General features: G+C 40.8%; 14 protein-coding genes and 1 pseudogene. 6 read left to right on the top strand and 9 right to left on the bottom strand.

Annotation, left to right across the window (positions count from 1 at the left end; translation table 11 throughout):
* On the top strand, positions 1 to 438 hold the full coding sequence (locus ACE01T_RS08795) for a PaaI family thioesterase (protein WP_159123592.1): 438 nt from the start codon (positions 1 to 3) through the stop codon (positions 436 to 438).
* Between the two features lie 120 nt (positions 439 to 558).
* Here the strand turns inward: ACE01T_RS08795 and ACE01T_RS08790 are convergent, their stop codons facing one another.
* Genes ACE01T_RS08790 through ACE01T_RS08780 form a run of 3 tightly spaced genes read right to left on the bottom strand, consistent with a single transcriptional unit; the run spans position 559 to position 4,092 of the window.
* Positions 559 to 1,770, bottom strand: a complete 1,212-nt coding sequence (locus ACE01T_RS08790) for a 3-oxoadipyl-CoA thiolase (protein ID WP_159123593.1) — start codon at positions 1,768 to 1,770, stop codon at positions 559 to 561.
* Between the two features lie 25 nt (positions 1,771 to 1,795).
* Positions 1,796 to 3,316, bottom strand: coding sequence for a 3-hydroxyacyl-CoA dehydrogenase (locus ACE01T_RS08785; protein WP_180079265.1), 1,521 nt, complete (start codon positions 3,314 to 3,316; stop codon positions 1,796 to 1,798).
* A 2-nt stretch (positions 3,317 to 3,318) separates the two neighbouring features.
* Positions 3,319 to 4,092 (bottom strand): enoyl-CoA hydratase, encoded by a 774-nt coding sequence (locus tag ACE01T_RS08780; RefSeq protein WP_004785705.1) that lies wholly within the window; start codon positions 4,090 to 4,092, stop codon positions 3,319 to 3,321.
* Between the two features lie 452 nt (positions 4,093 to 4,544).
* Here ACE01T_RS08780 and ACE01T_RS08775 point away from each other — a divergent pair, with 452 nt between their 5' ends.
* The 3 genes from ACE01T_RS08775 (at position 4,545) to ACE01T_RS08765 (ending at position 8,546) form a co-directional block, all read left to right on the top strand.
* Positions 4,545 to 5,843, top strand: coding sequence for an MFS transporter (locus tag ACE01T_RS08775; RefSeq protein ID WP_180079264.1), 1,299 nt, complete (start codon positions 4,545 to 4,547; stop codon positions 5,841 to 5,843).
* 220 nt (positions 5,844 to 6,063) lie between these two features.
* Positions 6,064 to 7,329 (top strand): DcaP family trimeric outer membrane transporter, encoded by a 1,266-nt coding sequence (locus tag ACE01T_RS08770; protein WP_180079263.1) that lies wholly within the window; start codon positions 6,064 to 6,066, stop codon positions 7,327 to 7,329.
* Positions 7,330 to 7,346: 17 nt separating this feature from the next.
* Positions 7,347 to 8,546: an MFS transporter gene (locus ACE01T_RS08765; RefSeq protein ID WP_180079262.1), complete on the top strand. Its 1,200-nt coding sequence runs from the start codon at positions 7,347 to 7,349 to the stop codon at positions 8,544 to 8,546.
* A gap of 478 nt (positions 8,547 to 9,024) precedes the next feature.
* Here ACE01T_RS08765 and ACE01T_RS08760 read toward each other — a convergent pair whose 3' ends face one another.
* The 6 genes from ACE01T_RS08760 to ACE01T_RS08735 form a co-directional block, all read right to left on the bottom strand.
* Complete coding sequence (locus ACE01T_RS08760; RefSeq protein WP_180079261.1) at positions 9,025 to 10,335, bottom strand: HEPN domain-containing protein; 1,311 nt, start codon at positions 10,333 to 10,335, stop codon at positions 9,025 to 9,027.
* 262 nt (positions 10,336 to 10,597) lie between these two features.
* Positions 10,598 to 11,272 carry a 3-oxoacid CoA-transferase subunit B gene (locus tag ACE01T_RS08755; protein WP_180079260.1) on the bottom strand — a complete coding sequence of 225 codons (675 nt, stop codon included), beginning with the start codon at positions 11,270 to 11,272 and terminating at the stop codon, positions 10,598 to 10,600.
* Positions 11,272 to 11,940, bottom strand: coding sequence for a 3-oxoacid CoA-transferase subunit A (locus tag ACE01T_RS08750; RefSeq protein ID WP_180079259.1), 669 nt, complete (start codon positions 11,938 to 11,940; stop codon positions 11,272 to 11,274). Before ACE01T_RS08750 ends, ACE01T_RS08755 begins: the two co-directional genes overlap by 1 nt.
* A gap of 51 nt (positions 11,941 to 11,991) precedes the next feature.
* On the bottom strand, positions 11,992 to 13,272 hold the full coding sequence (locus ACE01T_RS08745; protein ID WP_180079258.1) for an MFS transporter: 1,281 nt from the start codon (positions 13,270 to 13,272) through the stop codon (positions 11,992 to 11,994).
* A 210-nt stretch (positions 13,273 to 13,482) separates the two neighbouring features.
* The gene (locus tag ACE01T_RS08740) at positions 13,483 to 14,682 is read right to left on the bottom strand and encodes an acyl-CoA dehydrogenase (protein ID WP_005235711.1); all 1,200 of its coding nucleotides are present in this window, start codon (positions 14,680 to 14,682) and stop codon (positions 13,483 to 13,485) included.
* Between the two features lie 32 nt (positions 14,683 to 14,714).
* Complete coding sequence (locus ACE01T_RS08735) at positions 14,715 to 15,869, bottom strand: acyl-CoA dehydrogenase family protein (RefSeq protein ID WP_395519111.1); 1,155 nt, start codon at positions 15,867 to 15,869, stop codon at positions 14,715 to 14,717.
* Between the two features lie 568 nt (positions 15,870 to 16,437).
* On the opposite strand from ACE01T_RS08735, the gene ACE01T_RS08730 reads away from it, so the two are divergent.
* Positions 16,438 to 17,274 carry an IclR family transcriptional regulator gene (locus tag ACE01T_RS08730; RefSeq protein ID WP_395519109.1) on the top strand — a complete coding sequence of 279 codons (837 nt, stop codon included), beginning with the start codon at positions 16,438 to 16,440 and terminating at the stop codon, positions 17,272 to 17,274.
* 197 nt (positions 17,275 to 17,471) lie between these two features.
* A pseudogene (locus ACE01T_RS08725) lies at positions 17,472 to 17,573 on the top strand (FAD-binding protein); the annotation flags it as partial.
* Between the last annotated feature and the right edge of the window lie 395 nt (positions 17,574 to 17,968).

Genomic DNA, 17,968 nt, shown 5'->3' with positions numbered 1-17,968 from the left:
ATGACTACAGCTCAAATGAATGGACTTGAATATCTAACTGCAATTAAAAATGGCGAATTACCTGGCTCAGCGATGGGACAACTCATTCCCATGAAACTCAGTGTAGTCCGTGAAAACTATGTGGAATATGAAGTTTATCCAGATGAACGTCATTTCAACCTGCAAGGCGGCATTCATGGTGGATTCTGCGCCACGGTTCTAGACAGCGTAACCGGTGCAGCAGTTCATACTACAGTTGATGCGGGCGTGAGTTTTTCCACTATTGACCTGAATGTCAAAATGCTCAAAGCCATGAAAAATAGCGAAACTTATACTGCGATTGGCGAAGTGATCCGGATTGGACGCAATGTGTTGACTTCAGAAGGCCGAATTGTAGATAAAGACGGTAAAATTTATGCCTTTGGTTCAGCAACTTTATTGGTTACTGGCCGTAAATAATCCTTACGCTGATTTAAACATTCCCTGCATTTGCAGGGATTTGTATTTCTATATAAATAGCCCAATAAAAAATGCCATGCATATCATCTATACATGGCATTAATACGATAACTAAAGCTGTTATGCAGCTTCAGGGTTTTCAATCACCATCGCCAGGCCTTGACCCAGACCGATACACAGGCTGATCACGGCATATTTTTTACCAGTACGCTGTAATTGACGCGCAACAGTTAAAGCCAAACGCGCACCTGAACAGCCTAGTGGATGGCCAATCGCAATGCCACCACCATTTGGGTTGACACGCGGATCATCAAAAGCCACATCCAGACCTTTCAGGCAAGATAACACCTGGCTGGCAAATGCTTCATTGATCTCGATAATGTCCATATCATCTAGCGTCAAACCTGCACGTTTTACAGCTTTTTTGATTGCTTCAATTGGGCCCGCACCCATGATGCGTGGCTCAATGCCAGCGGCTGCAGAAGACAGAATACGAGCTAAAGGTTTTAAGCCATACTGTTCCTGAACTTTTTCACTGCCGATAATCAGTGCTGCAGCGCCGTCATTGATACCTGATGCATTACCTGCAGTCACAACACCACCTTCGAAAAGCGGTTTTAACTTGGATAATGCTTCAAATGTCGAAGATGGACGTGGATGTTCATCTTCAGTCACTAATTTAGGCGGTAATTTACGCCCTTGTGAAACTTCAATCGGGGTAATTTCACCTTCAAAGAAACCTGCTTCTTTTGCAGCTTGATATTTCGCTTGTGATGCAGCAGCAAAAGTATCTGCCTGTTCACGCGTAATGCCAAACTCTTCAGCGACGTTATCACCTGTTTCTGGCATGCTGTGCGCGCCAAACTGGTCGGTAAATTTACGGTTCGGGAAACGTGTACCAATCGTGGTGTCATAGATTTTGGCATCACGTGAATACGCGCTTTCAGCTTTAGCCATTACAAATGGTGCACGCGTCATGCTTTCTACACCACCTGCAATATACAGCTCACCTTCACCTGCGGTAATGGCACGTGCTGAATCAATCACAGCACCCAAGCCTGAAGCACAAAGACGGTTTACCGTTTGACCCGGAACTGTCACTGGCATACCTGCAAGCAGTGCCGCAAAACGAGCCACGTTACGGCTGTCTTCACCGGCCTGATTCGTGCTGCCAAAGATCACATCTTCTACGTCAGCTGCTGGAATACCGGTTTTTTCCAGCAGGTTTTTAATGACAGTCGCTGCCAGATCATCTGGACGTACGCTTGCCAGACTTCCTGCATGGCGACCGATTGGTGAACGTAAACCATCATAAATATAGGCATTTAACATGAGTGTTATTCCTTTAACTTTTTAATTAATGTGTAGTATGAACAAGAGCTAAACCGAGCTGAACGCGGCGGCGCAACCAAGGACTTGGGCGGTAACGCTGGTCACGAGTAATCGCAGTCATACGATCCAGAATTTTCAGGATTTTTTCAGCACCTAATACATCGCCCCATTCAATTGGGCCGTATGGATAACCAAGGCCTAATTTCACGGCAATATTAATGTCTTCTACAGTGGCAACACCTTGCTGGGCAATATCACAGCCAAGATTCACGATCATGGCCAAAGCACGCTGAGCCACAAAGCCGACGCTTTCCTGAATTGTGCTCGCAGTCACACCATCCAGATTGAAAATCGATTGTGCTGCGGTTACCAGTTCAGCTTTGGTCACAAACGTTGGCATTAAAGTACGGTGTTTATTCAGACCGTAAAGCAGATCAATACAGACTACTTGCTGCGGAGACACCTGATAGCGGACTGCGGCTGAAGTTGCATCTTCACCATAAGTCGCAATCAGAATTAAAGCATCTGCTGAAGGTGTTTCAGTCTGCTCGATCTGGATGTTGAACAGCTGCAGATATTGCTCAAGCGCCTGACGGTCTTCGCTATATTCTGTACCTAGCCAAACCAATGGATATTGATCCAGCTTTTCAACCAGTGTTGGAGCCACATCACCTACTTTGCTACCTGAAGTGTAATCATAAAAACCTTTACCAGTTTTACGACCTAGCTGTTTAGCAATAAAACGCTGGCGGGTAATCACGCTTGGGCGGTAACGCGCTTCTTCATAATATTGGTGATAGATCGATTCGCTCACTGGATGAGATACATCCATCCCGGTCAGATCGCCTAACTCGAATGGTCCCATTTTGAAACCGATCCCGTCACGATAGATGCGGTCAATGTCATAAAATGGAGTGACATTTTCATTCAGAATTGCATAGGCTTCACTACCAAAGGCACGACCTGCATGGTTAATGATAAATCCTGGGGTGTCTTTGGCTTTTACCGGACGATGTCCCATTTTCGTAGATAACTGAGTGAGCGCATCCACAATATCAGCATGGGTATTAAAGCCTTCAATGACCTCAACCACTTTCATCAGTGGAACCGGGTTAAAGAAGTGATAACCAGCAACGCGTTCCGGCTGGCTGCAATTGGCAGCAATTGCACTGATTGACAGTGAAGATGTATTGGATGCCAGAATTGCTTCCGGCTTCACAATGCCTTCAAGTTGCTGCATCAGCTTTTGTTTGATTTCCAGATTTTCAATAATCGCTTCAACGATTAAATCGCAATCTTTCAGGTCTTCGATCTGCTGGGCAATGGATAAATGAGCAAGATCTTCAGCGGCTTTTTCATGGCTAAATTTGCCTTTATCCGCTAAGGTATTTAATGTTTTAGCCAGCTTTTCCTGTGCCTGTTCAGCAGCACCCGCTTTGGCATCAAACAACACGACATCATGGCCAGATTGAATTGCGATCTGGGCAATGCCCGCACCCATGGTACCTACGCCAATAATACCGATTTTCTGAATTTGAATGCTCATGCTTATCGTCCCTGATAATTTGGTTTACGTTTTTCGATAAAGGCTTGCATACCTTCTTTTTGATCTTCTGAAGAGAACAGCATCTGGAAAGATTTACGTTCCAGCATCAGTCCAGCATTGAGTGGCACATCTTCAGCCAGTAAAGCCACTTCCTTGATTTGTTCAAGCGCGATTGGCGGCATTTTTGCCAGACCTTCAGCCATTTTGATCGCTGTTGCAAGGGTTTCGCTATCTTCCGTTACTTGAGACACCAGACCAATCTGATACGCTTCTGGTGCAGGTACCAGACAACCCGTCATGATGATACGCATCGCATGGAATTTACCTACAGCACGGAATAAACGCTGTGTACCACCAGCACCCGGCATTACCCCTACTTTGACTTCAGGCTGACCGAACTGGGCACTTTTTCCGGCAATAATAATGTCTGCATGCATTGCCAGTTCACAACCACCGCCCAATGCATAACCGTTTACTGCTGCAATCACCGGCTTTGAACACTGTGCAATGGCTTGCCAGTAACGCTCAGTACGACGTTGCATCATCTGGATCGTTTCAGCATTGGCTAATTCTTTAAGGTCAGCACCTGCAGCGAAGTCAGTTTCACCACCAGTAAGAATAATGGCACGGATATTTTCATCGTCATTCAATTGCAGAAAAGCCGCAGCCAGTTTCTGACGCACTTCTGTATTCAGGGCATTTTTAGCTTCTGGTCGATGGATCTTGACCATCGCCACATGTGTCGAGATTTGCTCTACTTGAACTACCTGTTCCATCAAAAATCTCCATTTATTTTGTATAGCGAAATTTTATTTTATATAAAACTACGGTTTCTAAGTGTATAAATCAAGGATTTTTAACTCCAAAATTCAAAAAAGTTATTTTTTACTAAAAATAGAGTAAAAACTCTTGTTCAGTTGGTTATTTTATGATTAATTGATTTCGCAATACGGAATTAATTATTTAAAGTTAAATTTGGCTGTTCATTTAAGCAATTATTAGCCTTATAGCGAAACTAAAAATTAATTTACGTAATAAAGATACTTCGTCGTTCAATGATTTTTTACCCGTATAGGACTGAAAAATCAGATTTAACCTGATTGTTGAGTTGGCTGAACCGAACAAGAACAGACACTTTAGATCAGGAAAAACACTTTTCCGAGAGGAAGAAAAATGGATTTAGCGGTAGCAGAGGAAATGCTACTTTTAATTTATAGAGGATATAAGAATGACAAGCGATACCATCGTAGCTGAGGAAACTAAAACGGGAGTCTCCTCCGACGGCACTGTCAAACAGGCACCTAAACGCCTGTGGATGACAGCCTTTGTCTTTGCTTTTTTGATTTTACTATGTGACGGTGCAGACATTGGTATTCTGGCTTTCAGTTTGACCAGTCTGAAAGCGGAATGGGGACTGACTTCTGTACAGGCTGGTGCCTTGGGAAGTTATTCTCTTTTGGGTATGGGAATTGGTGGCTTTGTCGGTGGATGGGCCTGTGACAAGTTTGGTCGCGTACGTGTCATCGTATTAGCAACTATTGCTTTCTCGATATTGTCTGCCTATTCAGGTTTTGCCCAGTCTTATACTGAGTTTTCAATTTTACGTACCCTTTCTTGCTTGGGTTTAGGCTGTTTATATATTGCCTGTAATACCCTGATGTCAGAATACGTACCGACCAAATACCGTACTACTGTACTGGCAACATTGATGACTGGTTTCACTTTAGGTTCATTGGTGATTACCATGATTTCAGGCTGGATCATTCCTGAGTTTGGCTGGCGTATGCTGTACTGGATCACAATTGCTCCATTAGCTTTGGGTATCCTGATGCACTTTATGGTGCCAGAACCTGAGTCATGGAAACGTGTCCGTGAAATGAAAAGAACTGGTCAGATCGTGGATAACGATGCCAAAAAAGGTAATCCGTACATCACCATTCTTAAAGACAAAACCCATGGCAAGATGTTCATCTTGTGGTCTTTCAGCTCTGGTTTCCTGCTATTTGGCTATTTCGGTGTAAGTAACTGGTTACCAAGTTATCTTGAAGCTGAATTGGGCATTAAATTCAAGGAAATGGCGTTATACATGGTAGGTACCTTTATCACCATGATGTTTGCCAAAATCATTGCAGGTTATGTGGCTGATAAAATTGGTCGCCGTATTGTCTTTGCTTTCGGCACCATGGGAACAGCGCTATTTATCCCTGTCGTGGTGTATATGCATAATGCCGATAACATTGGCGTACTGATGCTAATCTTCGGCTTCCTGTACGGTATTCCATATGCCATTAATGCAACCTATCTAACTGAAAGTTTCCCTACTGGTGTTCGTGGTACAGCAGTGGGCGGTGCATTCAATATTGGTCGTATCGGTGCAATCTTTGCTCCTATTACCATTGGTTATCTTGCGATGCATGGTTCGATCGGTACAGGTCTATTGGTGATGGGTGCAGCATACTTCTTATGCGGTTTGATTCCTGCCCTGTTTATTAAAGACCGTTTATACGATCCGCAAAAAGCTGAATAAGTTTTAACTCAGGAGAGCTGTAAATAAACAGCTCTCCTGAATCCAAATTTCATGACTTTAATATCGAATCCATATGCTTTGACCTGAACAGGATGTGTCGGGTTGAACAAATCGCGTATTCACTATTTAAAAGTCAAAAACTCTGCATTACGTAATAAGAGCAACATTAAGGAAAGATTTTCCTTCTTAGATATCAGAATATTTCTTTAGGGATTAAGAAATGAAAAAATTAGTTTTAGCGACATTATGTGGTATTGCTTCAGCACAGGCATTTTCAGCAGAAGCTTCTGAAGACCGCATGCAATTCTTAGAATCACAGTTAAAGCAGATACAAGCCGAACTTGAACAACAAAAAGCTGCACAACTTGCATTAAAAGACCAGCAGGAACAAGCCAAAACTCAAGACTCCAAAGCTTTGAAATCGTTAGTGGACAATGTCGACGTCTATGGTTTGATCCGTCTTGATGGTGCCATTGATTTTAAGAGTACTCCTAAAGAACGTGGCCGTACCATTAATCAGATCAATAAAGTGCCTTTTACTGAACCTGACTCTACCCGTTCCGATTTTACTGCAGCAGCCAGCCGTATCGGTTTCCTAGCAAAAGATCTAGGTGGCAATCCAAATGTTTCAGCCCGTTTAGAGGCGGACTTCTGGACCAATAATGGTAAAGGCGATGGTGGATTACGAGTTCGTCATGCCCACTTAAAATACTATAACTGGACATTTGGTCAGGCGTGGTCACTGATGTCTACCCCTGAAATTAGCACCGAAGCTGTAGATTACAGTTTGTTTCTAGGCGGTTCGATATTACGTACCCCTCAAGTCAGCTATGCTTTTAAACTTGATCCAGAAAATACCTGGAATGTAGGTTTGGAATATATGGCCGGCGGTGACCGCTCTTCTGCCTTCCCTGCATTAACCACAAAGTTTGTGCATCAGTCTGGTCCAGTACACCTATTAGCTCAAGGTTTTGTCAATCAAAAACAAGCACAGACAGATACAGGTGATATCGACAAAGTAGGTTGGGGTGTGGGTCTAGGTGGCCGCTACCGTTTTGATGATCAAAACTCGATTCAGGGGAACTATTTCCATATGGTCGGTGACCAACGTATTGCAGCCTTTCTAATCCAAGGTTCAACTGCTGATGGTTCAGCTTTGGGTGGAGACTATTCTGTCGATCCAACGAACAATGAACTTTTACTGAATGAGTTTAATAGTCTAAATATCGGCTTTACACATAAATTTACTCCGAAGCTACGTAGTAGTATTAATGCCAGTATTGTTGATTTTGATGATTCCAGCGATTATGCACGTGCGAATCCTGAAACCAATAAGCGTTTAACGGATTACGTAGCAAACGTGATTTATTCTCCAGTGCCAAATATCAATCTGGGTGCTGAATATCATCAAGGCAAGCGTGAAACTTTTGATAATCAAGAAGCGGATGTTTCTCGCGTGAATTTATCAGCGACTTATAGTTTCTAAAGCCTCAGGAGACAAGGATGTCAGCCCAAGGGCAAATTTCAAGAAAATTTATGTTTATGATGGCTATGACCTGCGCACTTTGCGCGGGTTGTAATTATTTTAACCAACCATTAATTTATTCTATTGCAGAAGATTTGCATATCAGTGTAGCCCAGTCTGGCTGGACTGTTGTTTTAACCCAGATTGGTTATGCTACTGGGTTATTTTTATTTGTGCCTTTAGGCGATTTATTTGAAAAACGTCTCTATATTTGCAGCCTCATGCTATGTACCGGACTGGCGCTGATCGGACTTTCTGCCAGTACCAATCTTAATATGCTCTATGGTTTTACCCTGCTCGCCTCTTTCTGTTCCATTACCACCCAGATTCTGATTCCTTTTGCCGCCAACCTCTCTCAACGAGAAAAAAGTGCTGAAGTGGTCGGTCTGCTGATGAGTGGTGTGTTGGTCGGTATCCTGTTTGCCCGAACTATATCAGGACTGATTTCTACCCTATGGTCCTGGCACGCCGTATACCTGTTGAGTGGCTGTTCTATTCTCTTACTCAGTATCGCGATGTGGTATCAGTTACCTAAAGCGAAAAGCCAGCTACAAATGAGCATCTTGCAGATTTATCGCTCATTATTTACCTTTGCCAAAACCGAACCGATGCTGATTCGACGCAGCATCATTGGCAGTCTGGGTTTTGGTATGCTGAGTATTATATTTACCACCATGACTTTTGTGCTGGCGGAAGCACCCTATCATTTTAATGATTTCCAGATTGGATTAATGGGTATTGTTGGTGTAGTTGGTATCTGGTCATCACAATGGACCGGTAAAATGATAGGCCGACATCGGGAAAAATGGGTTGCGCAACTTGCTACCACAGGATTAATTCTGGCCTGGATTCCGCTATTTTTTGCACAAAGCTATTTATGGATATATATCATTGGATTAATTCCTGCATATTTCGGGATTTCTTCGCTACATGTGTTAAATCAGAATCTGGTATATCGGATCTCGGTGCAGGCTCGCTCCCGTATTAATGCAATCTATATGACCTGTTACTTCTCAGGTGCTGGGATTGGTGCATTTCTATCACTCAACCTATGGAAAATGTATGGTTGGTCAGCCTGCGTTGCATTAGGCTTTGTCTTTGCCTTGCTCATCTTTAGTATTAACCGCTATGACCTAAGCCGCGAACGCAATCTGGTCAATATCCAGTCCCAATCCTAATCAATCTAAGCACATATATTGCGCACTCATAAAATATGAGATTGGGTGCGCAGTACATGACATATTATCTCTGCATTTCTATTTTGAATTCTTTGCTGTGAAATTTAGGGCTGTTATCCAGTTTAAAAAGAACTCACTCCTGCCAGCATCATTTTCAGGCCAAGTATTGAATTCTTTTTCTCCTAAATAAAGAATGTTCCTAAACTATAATTACCTGGATATCTATTCTTATTTTATCTGACATTTTTTCTGCTTTAGGGTTAAATGAGACTACATAAATCTGTGGAACATTGCTTATTTATTGAGTATGAAACATGAAAAATCATAAAAAAACCCAATCTGTGATGATTGGGCTTTTTTATAAATTAAATATATGATTTATAAAAATAAAAAATATTTTCATATAACGTGTATTATGTTAATTTTAAGGTTTCTAAAAAATAGATATCACCTTATTGCTCATTGAGCGGTACTACCTTTAAAGAGTATCAAAAGAACTTGAATCCATTTTTTGTCTTTCAAAATATAGAGAAACTTCATTATCTAGAGCAATACTTTTATATTTTGATAACTTAATCATTTCAACAATAGAACTTGCCAAAATATGGAAAACCAATTTCAAATCATGTTCCAATATCTCTGGTTTTCTTCCATGTGCTATTCCTGATCTACTATCATATAATCGTTTAACATCCTTTTTAATGTTGATACGACTTTCCAGATTACGTCCTAATAACAGCGCACAATTGTCTGAGAGTGTTTCCGCAACAGGAGCGCCCTTTTGTGAAAATAAAGCTTCTAATCCAATGCAACAAAATAAGAACTTTGTATGCTCATCTAAAGATCTTTGAGCTTTAGCATACCAATTTATTGCAATAGAAACTTTACTTAACAATGGATTGCTTTCAGCTTTTTTATAAATGGGAAAATCGTATTCTTTTAGCATAACTGAAAATTTATGAATACTCGTGTTTTGAGTCTCAAAGTTTTCGTTAAGTGTAAATAAAATTGGACGCACTATTTCGTTTTCTACTGTCCCATAACTAATTCTTTGCATATGTTCATTTATTTTAATGAAATTAGACTTATTTGGTTTATCTATTTCTAAACTAGGCAATGTTTTATAAAAATGAGAAATATCTGCAAAAAAAGCTACCTCATTTAGGAAAGTTCTAGCAGCATCCAAAGCTTTTGATTTAGACAAAATATCATCACCAGTTTCCTTAATAATAATTATAGTTTCTTCAGTAGTCTCATTTATAAAATTAATAAATTCATCTACTACCTTATCCGATTCATCAGATGAATTTTTATGTAAATTTTTGAGAAAGATTAGACATTGTTCTCGAATACTTTCACCATTTTCATTCTTTTCTTTCCCATTACAAATTGTAATATTATCAAAGTTATAGAGTTGATCAGTTTGAATTAGTCTTGTTTTAAATATAAATGTTTTTTCTTGATCCACTGTAGAGGCTAGTTCACTTCCAAGAGCTATTAATTCTTTTGCGATAGTTGGTGAATTAGCAACGATATCTTTAAGTTCAGGATGATTAAAAATTTGAGAAAATTTTAACTCTACAGTTTTTCGAGAATAATGCTTACCTAATTTAAATTTTTTAAAGAAGGAATCAATAAAATCATCCCAACTTTCTAGTTGCTGAATTGAGTTTCTAAAAAAAGTATTGTGTTGTTTGTCTGACATCAGATTATTCAACTCATTTTGCATATCTGTAATGGCGTTTTTAATTGATTTTTCTTGATTCCATTGAATGTTTTTCTTAGACACCTGTTACCTCATCATATGAATATTAATTTATTCTCTTATCATCATTCATTACTGTAAGAAATAATAGAAATTTCCACCAAATCATCTTCCATTTAATATAATGGCGATTATGCGAAATTTAGTTGTAAGCCCCAAATAGAAAGTCCGGTTTCTCCAAAGTAAAAATGTACACTTTTAGAATATGTAACTAATCACGAAAATATAGCATAAAAAATCGCAGTCTAAGCTGCGATTTTTAACCATATTTAAATGATTTAGAAAATTATACTGATGCTTTTAACTGTTCAGCTGCACGGCCATCGAGCAACTTGCAACCGGTCTGTTGCTGAAGTTCCTCAAAACTCAAGCCATCCACCATTTCTAGCACCCAAGCCTGATTGTCTTTTAATTCAATAATGCACAAATCGGTATAAATACGGTCAACGCAGTTTTTACCAGTAATTGGATAAGTCAGCTCTTCCACAATTCGCGGTTCGCCATTTTTAGTGACATGTTCCATGCAAACATAGACACAGCGAGCACCAACCGCCAGATCCATCGCCCCACCCACCGCTGGAACTGCATCCAGTGCACCGGTATGCCAGTTAGCGAGATCACCGTTCACAGCAACCTGAAAGGCGCCCATAATACAGAAATCTAAATGGCCGCCACGCATAATATCGAAGGAATCTGCAGAGTTCATAAAACTCCCACCATCCAGCATGCTGACCAGTTCTTTACCGGCATTAATCAGATCATCATCAGCGATTTCAGGGTCGGTTAAAGCAGTAAAACCCAAAACGCCATTTTCAGAATGCAGGACAATATCCTGTTCAGGTTTTAAATAACCGGCAACGCGTGTTGGTAAGCCAATACCTAAATTCACATAAGAACCAGTTGGAATATCCTGTGCAACTTTTTCTACAATCTGTTCACGTGTACGTTTTTGAATTGTCATTATTTGATATCTCCTACCTTCACCACATGCTGCACAAAAATACCCGGCGTCACGATAATCTCTGGATCAAGCTCGCCTAGCTCCACAATTTCATGTACCTGAGCAATCGTGGTTTTGGCTGCTTTTGCCATTAATGGGCCAAAGTTTCGCGCTGCTTTACGATAGGTTAAGTTGCCCCATTGATCAGCCTGATTGCCATAAATTAAGGCATAGTCCGCATGAATTGGATATTCCAGCACATAGTCTTTGCCATTGATATGACGTGTTTCTTTACCTTCAGCAATCTTGGTTCCAAAACCTGTAGGTGTAAAAATAGCGCCCAGACCAGCACCCGCTGCCTGGATACGGCAAGCCAAGTTGCCTTGTGGTACCAACTCTAGTTCAACCTTTCCAGCTTTATACAGTTCTTCAAACACCTTGGAATTATTGGCACGAGGAAATGAACAGATCATTTTCTTCACTAGTCCTGACAATAACAGGTTGGTTAGGCCACGGTCACCAGAAGCAGCATTATTATTAATAATCGTCAGATCTTTAGGACCAATATCAATCAGGGCTTCAATCAGTTCGATTGGCTGTCCTGCCAGACCGAAGCCACTAGTCATAATATGCGCACCATCTGGAATCTGCTTGAGTATGGTTTCGATATCCTGTGTGATTTTATTCATTTAATTGCTTCCTAGCATCTTCCTGTCTTTATAAAATGTTTGATTAATCAATTAGTCAGCTTTTTGTGGGTCAAACAAACGGTTTTTAATGAAAATCGCCGGGATCAACCCACAAATAAAATAAGCCACACTCATGATGAGTAGACCTGTACCAATTGAGCCACCTTGTGCAAAATAACCGATGGTTAAAGGTGCCAATACTGCGCCTAGACGGCCAATGTTATAAGCGCCACCTGTTGCTGTACCACGGACTTTAGTAGAAAAACTTTCAGTCATATAAGTCGCGTTAATGCCATATGGAATACCGTAAAGGAATCCGAAAAACAGCATTAGCCATAAGATATTGTCCGGTGTGTTGCCAAAGACAATAATTGGAATAAAGATTGCAGTGCCCATGGTACCGAAAGCAAATACTGCACGACGACCAATTTTATCCGCAATAATGCCCGCGATCACTTTAGTACACATCATGATCAGGAAGGTCCCAATCATATAGGTGGTCATTTCTTTAAATTTAATACCGAGATCTGATTCCAGATAAGCCGGTAACCAGTTACTTACGCCGTAATAACCAAACTGTAAGAATGCGGTACTAAATGACCAGAGGATGAACATGCGACGGCTTAAAGCATCGGCAAAAATCATTTTAAACGTATTCTTCGGTTTTTCCTGCACTACTCCACTGGCTTTGGCTGCCAATCTTTCTTGACGGGCTTTTAACCAGGCTTGTGGTTCTGGTACCAGGAAGAACATGCCAATGGCAAGAACAATCGGAACAATGGCAATATAATAAAGGTAACGCCAGCCTAGCTCTGGAAGCAGCCATCCTGCAAGTACAGTGGCAACCACTGAACCAAGTGTCCAACCTGTCATTAAAGCAGCAAGTACTGTAGAACGATATTTTGTTGGCACATACTCTGCCATTAGAGTATTACAGGCAATATATAAAGCCCCTAAACCAATAGATGAGAAGAATCTTAACCACTTAAACTCATCATAACTTTGAGTAAAACCTAGCCAGAAGGTGAGTGAAGAAAACAAGACAATCGCAATCACAATCACCCGCACTCGTCCGAAGCGGTCACAAGCCCAGCCACCAAAAAAGCCACCAATGGCCATACCAGCAAGTGTCCAGCTACCGAGTGCACCTGCCTGAATACTACTTAAAGAAAATTCTTGTTTGAGGCTGGTTAGACTGTAGGCTAATAGTGCAAGATCTGCACCATCTACCAATAATGCTAAAAATGAAAAGATAAAAGCCAGAATCCAGACCTTTTTCTTAGGCATATTTTCTTCTGGTAGAAGGTTTTGTTGTGAATTAAGCGTATTCATAATGTCCTTTACACTTTGCTGGCACTCCTGTGCCCTTTAGAAGTTTATGGTTCACCTAATTAATTAAATGAAACATAGAATGTTTAATTGATCTTTAATTCTGAATCTGACTAGATTTTTAATATCTATCCCAGAACTGGATTGGCTGATTTTAATTAAAGTCAGCCAAAACAAACTAGCCAGCAATGCTGGCTAGAAGTTGATCTGCATTTAGTTGGAAAATGCAGCAATACCTGTTTGAGCACGTCCTAGAATTAAGGCGTGTACATCATGTGTACCTTCATAAGTGTTGACCACTTCCAGGTTCACCAGATGACGTGCCACACCGAATTCATCAGAAATGCCGTTACCGCCCATCATGTCTCGCGCTAAACGGGCAATATCTAAGGCTTTACCACAGTTATTACGCTTGATCAGTGAAGTACCTTCTACTGAAGCAATGCCTTCGTCTTTCATACGGCCAAAACGTAAAGCCACTTGCAGACCCAACGCAATTTCAGTTTGCATATCCGCCAGTTTTTTCTGGATCAGCTGATTCGCAGCCAATGGACGACCGAACTGTTTACGGTCCATGGTGTATTGATGCGCTGTATGCCAACAGAATTCAGCTGCACCCATCGCACCCCAGGCAATGCCATAACGGGCACTGTTCAGACAGGTAAATGGACCTTTCAAACCACGGATTTCCGGGAATGCATTTTCTTCTGGTACAAAAACATTGTCCATCACGATTTCACCGGTGATCGAAGCACGCAGGCCAACCTTACCGTGAATCGCTGGTGCAGAAAGCCCTTCCCAGCCTTTTTCTAAAATAAAGCCGCGAATATCACCGACATTGCCTTCAGGAGACACTTCTTTTGCCCAAACCACAAAGACATCAGCAATCGGACTGTTGGTAATCCACATTTTCGCGCCCGTCAGACGGTAACCACCATCGACTTTTTTGGCACGAGTAATCATGCTGCCCGGATCAGAACCATGATCTGGTTCAGTCAGACCGAAACAACCGATATATTCACCGGTCGCCAGTTTTGGCAAATATTTCTGTTTCTGTTCTTCAGAACCAAATTCATTGATTGGCACCATCACAAGAGAACTTTGCACACTGGCCATAGAACGATAACCTGAATCCACACGTTCTACTTCACGGGCAATCAGACCATAGCTGACATAATTTAAGCCGGCACCGCCGTATTGCTCAGGAATGGTTGGACCCAACAGACCGAGTTCACCCATTTCACGGAAAATGGTTGGATCAGTTTTTTCATGACGGAACTGTTCTAATACGCGTGGCATCAGCTTGTCCTGACAGTATGCATGTGCGCTGTCACGGATCATGCGCTCTTCTTCAGTCAGTTGCTGTTCCAGTAAAAATGGATCTTGCCAGTCAAATCTAATTCTTGTGCTCATTTTAATATTTCCAATATTCTAAAATCTGCTGCTTAAGCGGTCGCTTGTTTAATCATTTCACGTGCAATGATGATTTGCTGGATTTGAGTTGTACCTTCATACAGACGGAATAAACGCACATCACGGTAGAAACGTTCAATTGAATATTCACTGATATAGCCTGCGCCACCATGAATTTGCAGACAGCGATCCGCTACACGGCCACACATTTCAGTGGCAAACATTTTCGCGCATGAAGATTCAGTGGTCACATTCTTGCCTTCGTCACGCAGACGAGCAGCATCAAGAACCATACATTTCGCTGCATAAATCTCAGCTTTAGAGTCTGCCAGCATGCCTTGGATAAGCTGGAAATTCGCAATCGGTTGACCGAACTGCTTACGTTCCACTGCATAATTTAAAGCATCTTCCAGCATACGCTCTGCCATACCTACGCTATAGCCAGCAATGTGCAGACGGCCTTTATCTAGGACACGCATTGCAGTTTTAAAGCCAATGCCTTCAACACCACCGATCAACTGATCTTTATGAACTTTACAGTTGTCAAAAATCACGTCACAAGTGTATGAACCGTGTTGACCCATTTTTTTATCAATTTTGCCCAGACTTAGGCCCGGTGTATTCGCTTCTACCAGGAATGCAGAAATGCCGCTTGCACCTTTGATATCAGGATTGGTACGCGCCATCACCGTAAATGTTGTTGCACGCGGTGCATTGGTAATAAAACGTTTGGTACCGTTTAAAATATAGTAATCGCCATCTTTAACCGCGCTGGTTTTTAAAGATGCTGCATCTGAACCTGAATCTGGCTCAGTTAAACAGAATGAACCAATGATTTCACCAGTCGCATAACGTGGCAGGTATTTCTGTTTTTGCTCTTCTGTACCGTCAATCACGATCCCGCTTGAACCGATCCCGTTATTGGTCCCGATCAAAGAACGGAATGCAGCCGATGTACGGCCTAATTCCATTGCGACCAGAATTTCCTCTTCCATGGTGATACCTAAACCGCCGTATTCCTCTGGAATGGTTAGGCCAAACAGACCCAATTCTTTCATCTGCTCGACAATACGCTCAGGAATCGCGTTGCTTTCTTCAACTCCATGTTCTAAAGGGACTAGTTCATTTTTGACAAAGTTACGAATAGTCGAAAGAAGTTGCTCAAGCATTTCCGGATCGCGAATCATAGGGATCTCCATGTTATTTAGTTCATCTGGGTAAATTCCTTTACCCTTTAATTTTAGTTTCGTAATACGAAATAAATAATCATAAAAATTCATTTTGAGCAAGAAAAATTATTAAAAATTTTATTTTTTAAGCAAAAAAGCAAATTTTTCTAGCTTTAATTAAAAATTATAGTTACAATTTTATTTCACAATACGAAATTTTTAGATTATTAATAGATTTAGAAAAGTGTTAGATGATTTAAATCAGATCATAATTCCTTCTATAAAAGCGCAGCGAGATAAGAATGTTTCAATTAAATCGTGCTGATGATTCTCGTTTTGATTGGCTCCATTTTCATGAAATTTTATCTGGCGAACTTTAAATTTTCTAAAGATACTTAAAGATCATTACTAGTCTTAAATGTTTATAAATCTTGCATTGTTTTTAGCTGAATAGCGCTAATTGACTTAAATACAGATAAAGTGAGCACTTTTTTATTTATTTTTATCACTAATAGAAGTGTTGTATTTTGTATCGTGAAATTTAATTGCTATCATATTTATTAATTTACCTTTAATTGCTCTGACCATGACAAAAAATAAAACTGGCGAAATACCTAATTTTGATGAGATCCGTTTAGATCCGATTTCACATATTCATAGAGAAAATAACCCACAATTTATCGCGTCTATTGCACGTGGTTTAGAAATCCTAAGATGTTTTTCAGCAACGAATCAATTATTGGGTAACCAGGAAATTGCACAACTGACTAATCTACCAAAACCGACTGTTGCCCGGATCACCAGCACGCTAGTTTCTTTAGGTTATCTAAAACAGTTACCGAATACGACCAAATACCTGTTGGATGTTGGCGTACTGGCTTTGGGTTATGCGGCGCTAAGCAATATTTCAGCCCGTACCCAGGCTTATCCATTTATGGAAGAAATGTCACGTTATGCGCAAGCGCCTGTCGCCATGGCAACACGTGATCGTCTGAGCATGATTTATCTGGAAGTGGTTCATACAGAGTCTACTTTGACCATGCGTCGTCCAGTTGGCTCTACCCTGCCTATCCACAGTAGTGCTATGGGTCGTGCCTGCCTGACTGCGATGGAAGTCAAAGAACGTGAATATTTATTTGATGCGATCAAGAAAAGAAATGAAGATCAATGGCCAACCATTAAGCGTAATCTGGAACGGGCGATTCGCGATTATCAGGACTATGGCTATTGTCTTTCTATCGGTGACTGGACCAAAGACGTGAATTCTGTCGCGGTTCCTCTGATTCACCCTAAACATGGCATTTTAACCTTTAACTGTGGTGCTCCAAGCTACATTCTGGATCAGGAAAAGCTGGAAAATGAAATTGGCCCTCGCCTCATTCATATGGTCAATAATATTGCGTTAAGCTTGAATAATATTTGAGTTATTGGGTCTGAAATAGAGAGTAATATCCCTCATTCTCTATTTTGTTACAGATCTAACCGCTATTTTTTAATCATGAAACCTGTTTTGTGGAAGCGGCTTGGTTCACTTCTTTGCTTTATAAAATAAAGTTTTACTAAATTAGTCTGGACACTTTGCAAGCATCATTATCGTATAACAACCTTAGGTTTTAGATTATGGAAGATATTACTCGAGAGTCAATGGAGTTTGATGTAGTGATTGTTGGTGCAGGCCCTGCAGGTCTTTCTGCGGCAATTAAAATTCGTCAACTTGCAATTGTGCATATTCCTGCATAAACCTACCACCTATTCCTATTCGTTCCCTACCACTTATTCCTGTTCCAAGTCGGCCACTTAGGGTTTATTCAGTAATAGAATTTAAAGGCTTTATTGCCCAAACCTATTCTTAAAAGCTTGTTCAGCAATATAATTCTTAGATAAATTGCATATTCTTATCATACAGGACACTGATTCTTCTTTCATTTGGATAGTTACTATGAATTCACTTCCGTCCTAATAGTCTGCCCCAAAAGCTTTTTGGCTTCCAATTCGGATCTAAAAAGTCATAATTATAATAATCTAATGGTTTTACTGGCATCAATTCCATAGGAACCAATGGGTTATCAATTTCAATTTCTAACCCATTCATCCACGGGTAATCCCTGAACCGTACT

Source organism: Acinetobacter uliginosus (genome assembly GCF_044130295.1).
In the GTDB taxonomy this organism is placed as follows: domain Bacteria; phylum Pseudomonadota; class Gammaproteobacteria; order Pseudomonadales; family Moraxellaceae; genus Acinetobacter.
The sequence above is the reverse complement of the archived record's forward strand: the minus strand, read 5'-3'. Positions and strand labels throughout refer to the sequence as shown.

Coding starts and splice junctions, on each gene's coding strand:
- ACE01T_RS08795 (WP_159123592.1), top strand. CDS start 1: ATGACTACAGCTCAAATGAATGGACTTGAATATCTAACTGCAATTAAA.
- ACE01T_RS08790 (WP_159123593.1), bottom strand. CDS start 1,770: ATGTTAAATGCCTATATTTATGATGGTTTACGTTCACCAATCGGTCGC.
- ACE01T_RS08785 (WP_180079265.1), bottom strand. CDS start 3,316: ATGAGCATTCAAATTCAGAAAATCGGTATTATTGGCGTAGGTACCATG.
- ACE01T_RS08780 (WP_004785705.1), bottom strand. CDS start 4,092: ATGGAACAGGTAGTTCAAGTAGAGCAAATCTCGACACATGTGGCGATG.
- ACE01T_RS08775 (WP_180079264.1), top strand. CDS start 4,545: ATGACAAGCGATACCATCGTAGCTGAGGAAACTAAAACGGGAGTCTCC.
- ACE01T_RS08770 (WP_180079263.1), top strand. CDS start 6,064: ATGAAAAAATTAGTTTTAGCGACATTATGTGGTATTGCTTCAGCACAG.
- ACE01T_RS08765 (WP_180079262.1), top strand. CDS start 7,347: ATGTCAGCCCAAGGGCAAATTTCAAGAAAATTTATGTTTATGATGGCT.
- ACE01T_RS08755 (WP_180079260.1), bottom strand. CDS start 11,272: ATGACAATTCAAAAACGTACACGTGAACAGATTGTAGAAAAAGTTGCA.
- ACE01T_RS08750 (WP_180079259.1), bottom strand. CDS start 11,940: ATGAATAAAATCACACAGGATATCGAAACCATACTCAAGCAGATTCCA.
- ACE01T_RS08745 (WP_180079258.1), bottom strand. CDS start 13,272: ATGAATACGCTTAATTCACAACAAAACCTTCTACCAGAAGAAAATATG.
- ACE01T_RS08740 (WP_005235711.1), bottom strand. CDS start 14,682: ATGAGCACAAGAATTAGATTTGACTGGCAAGATCCATTTTTACTGGAA.
- ACE01T_RS08735 (WP_395519111.1), bottom strand. CDS start 15,869: ATGATTCGCGATCCGGAAATGCTTGAGCAACTTCTTTCGACTATTCGT.
- ACE01T_RS08730 (WP_395519109.1), top strand. CDS start 16,438: ATGACAAAAAATAAAACTGGCGAAATACCTAATTTTGATGAGATCCGT.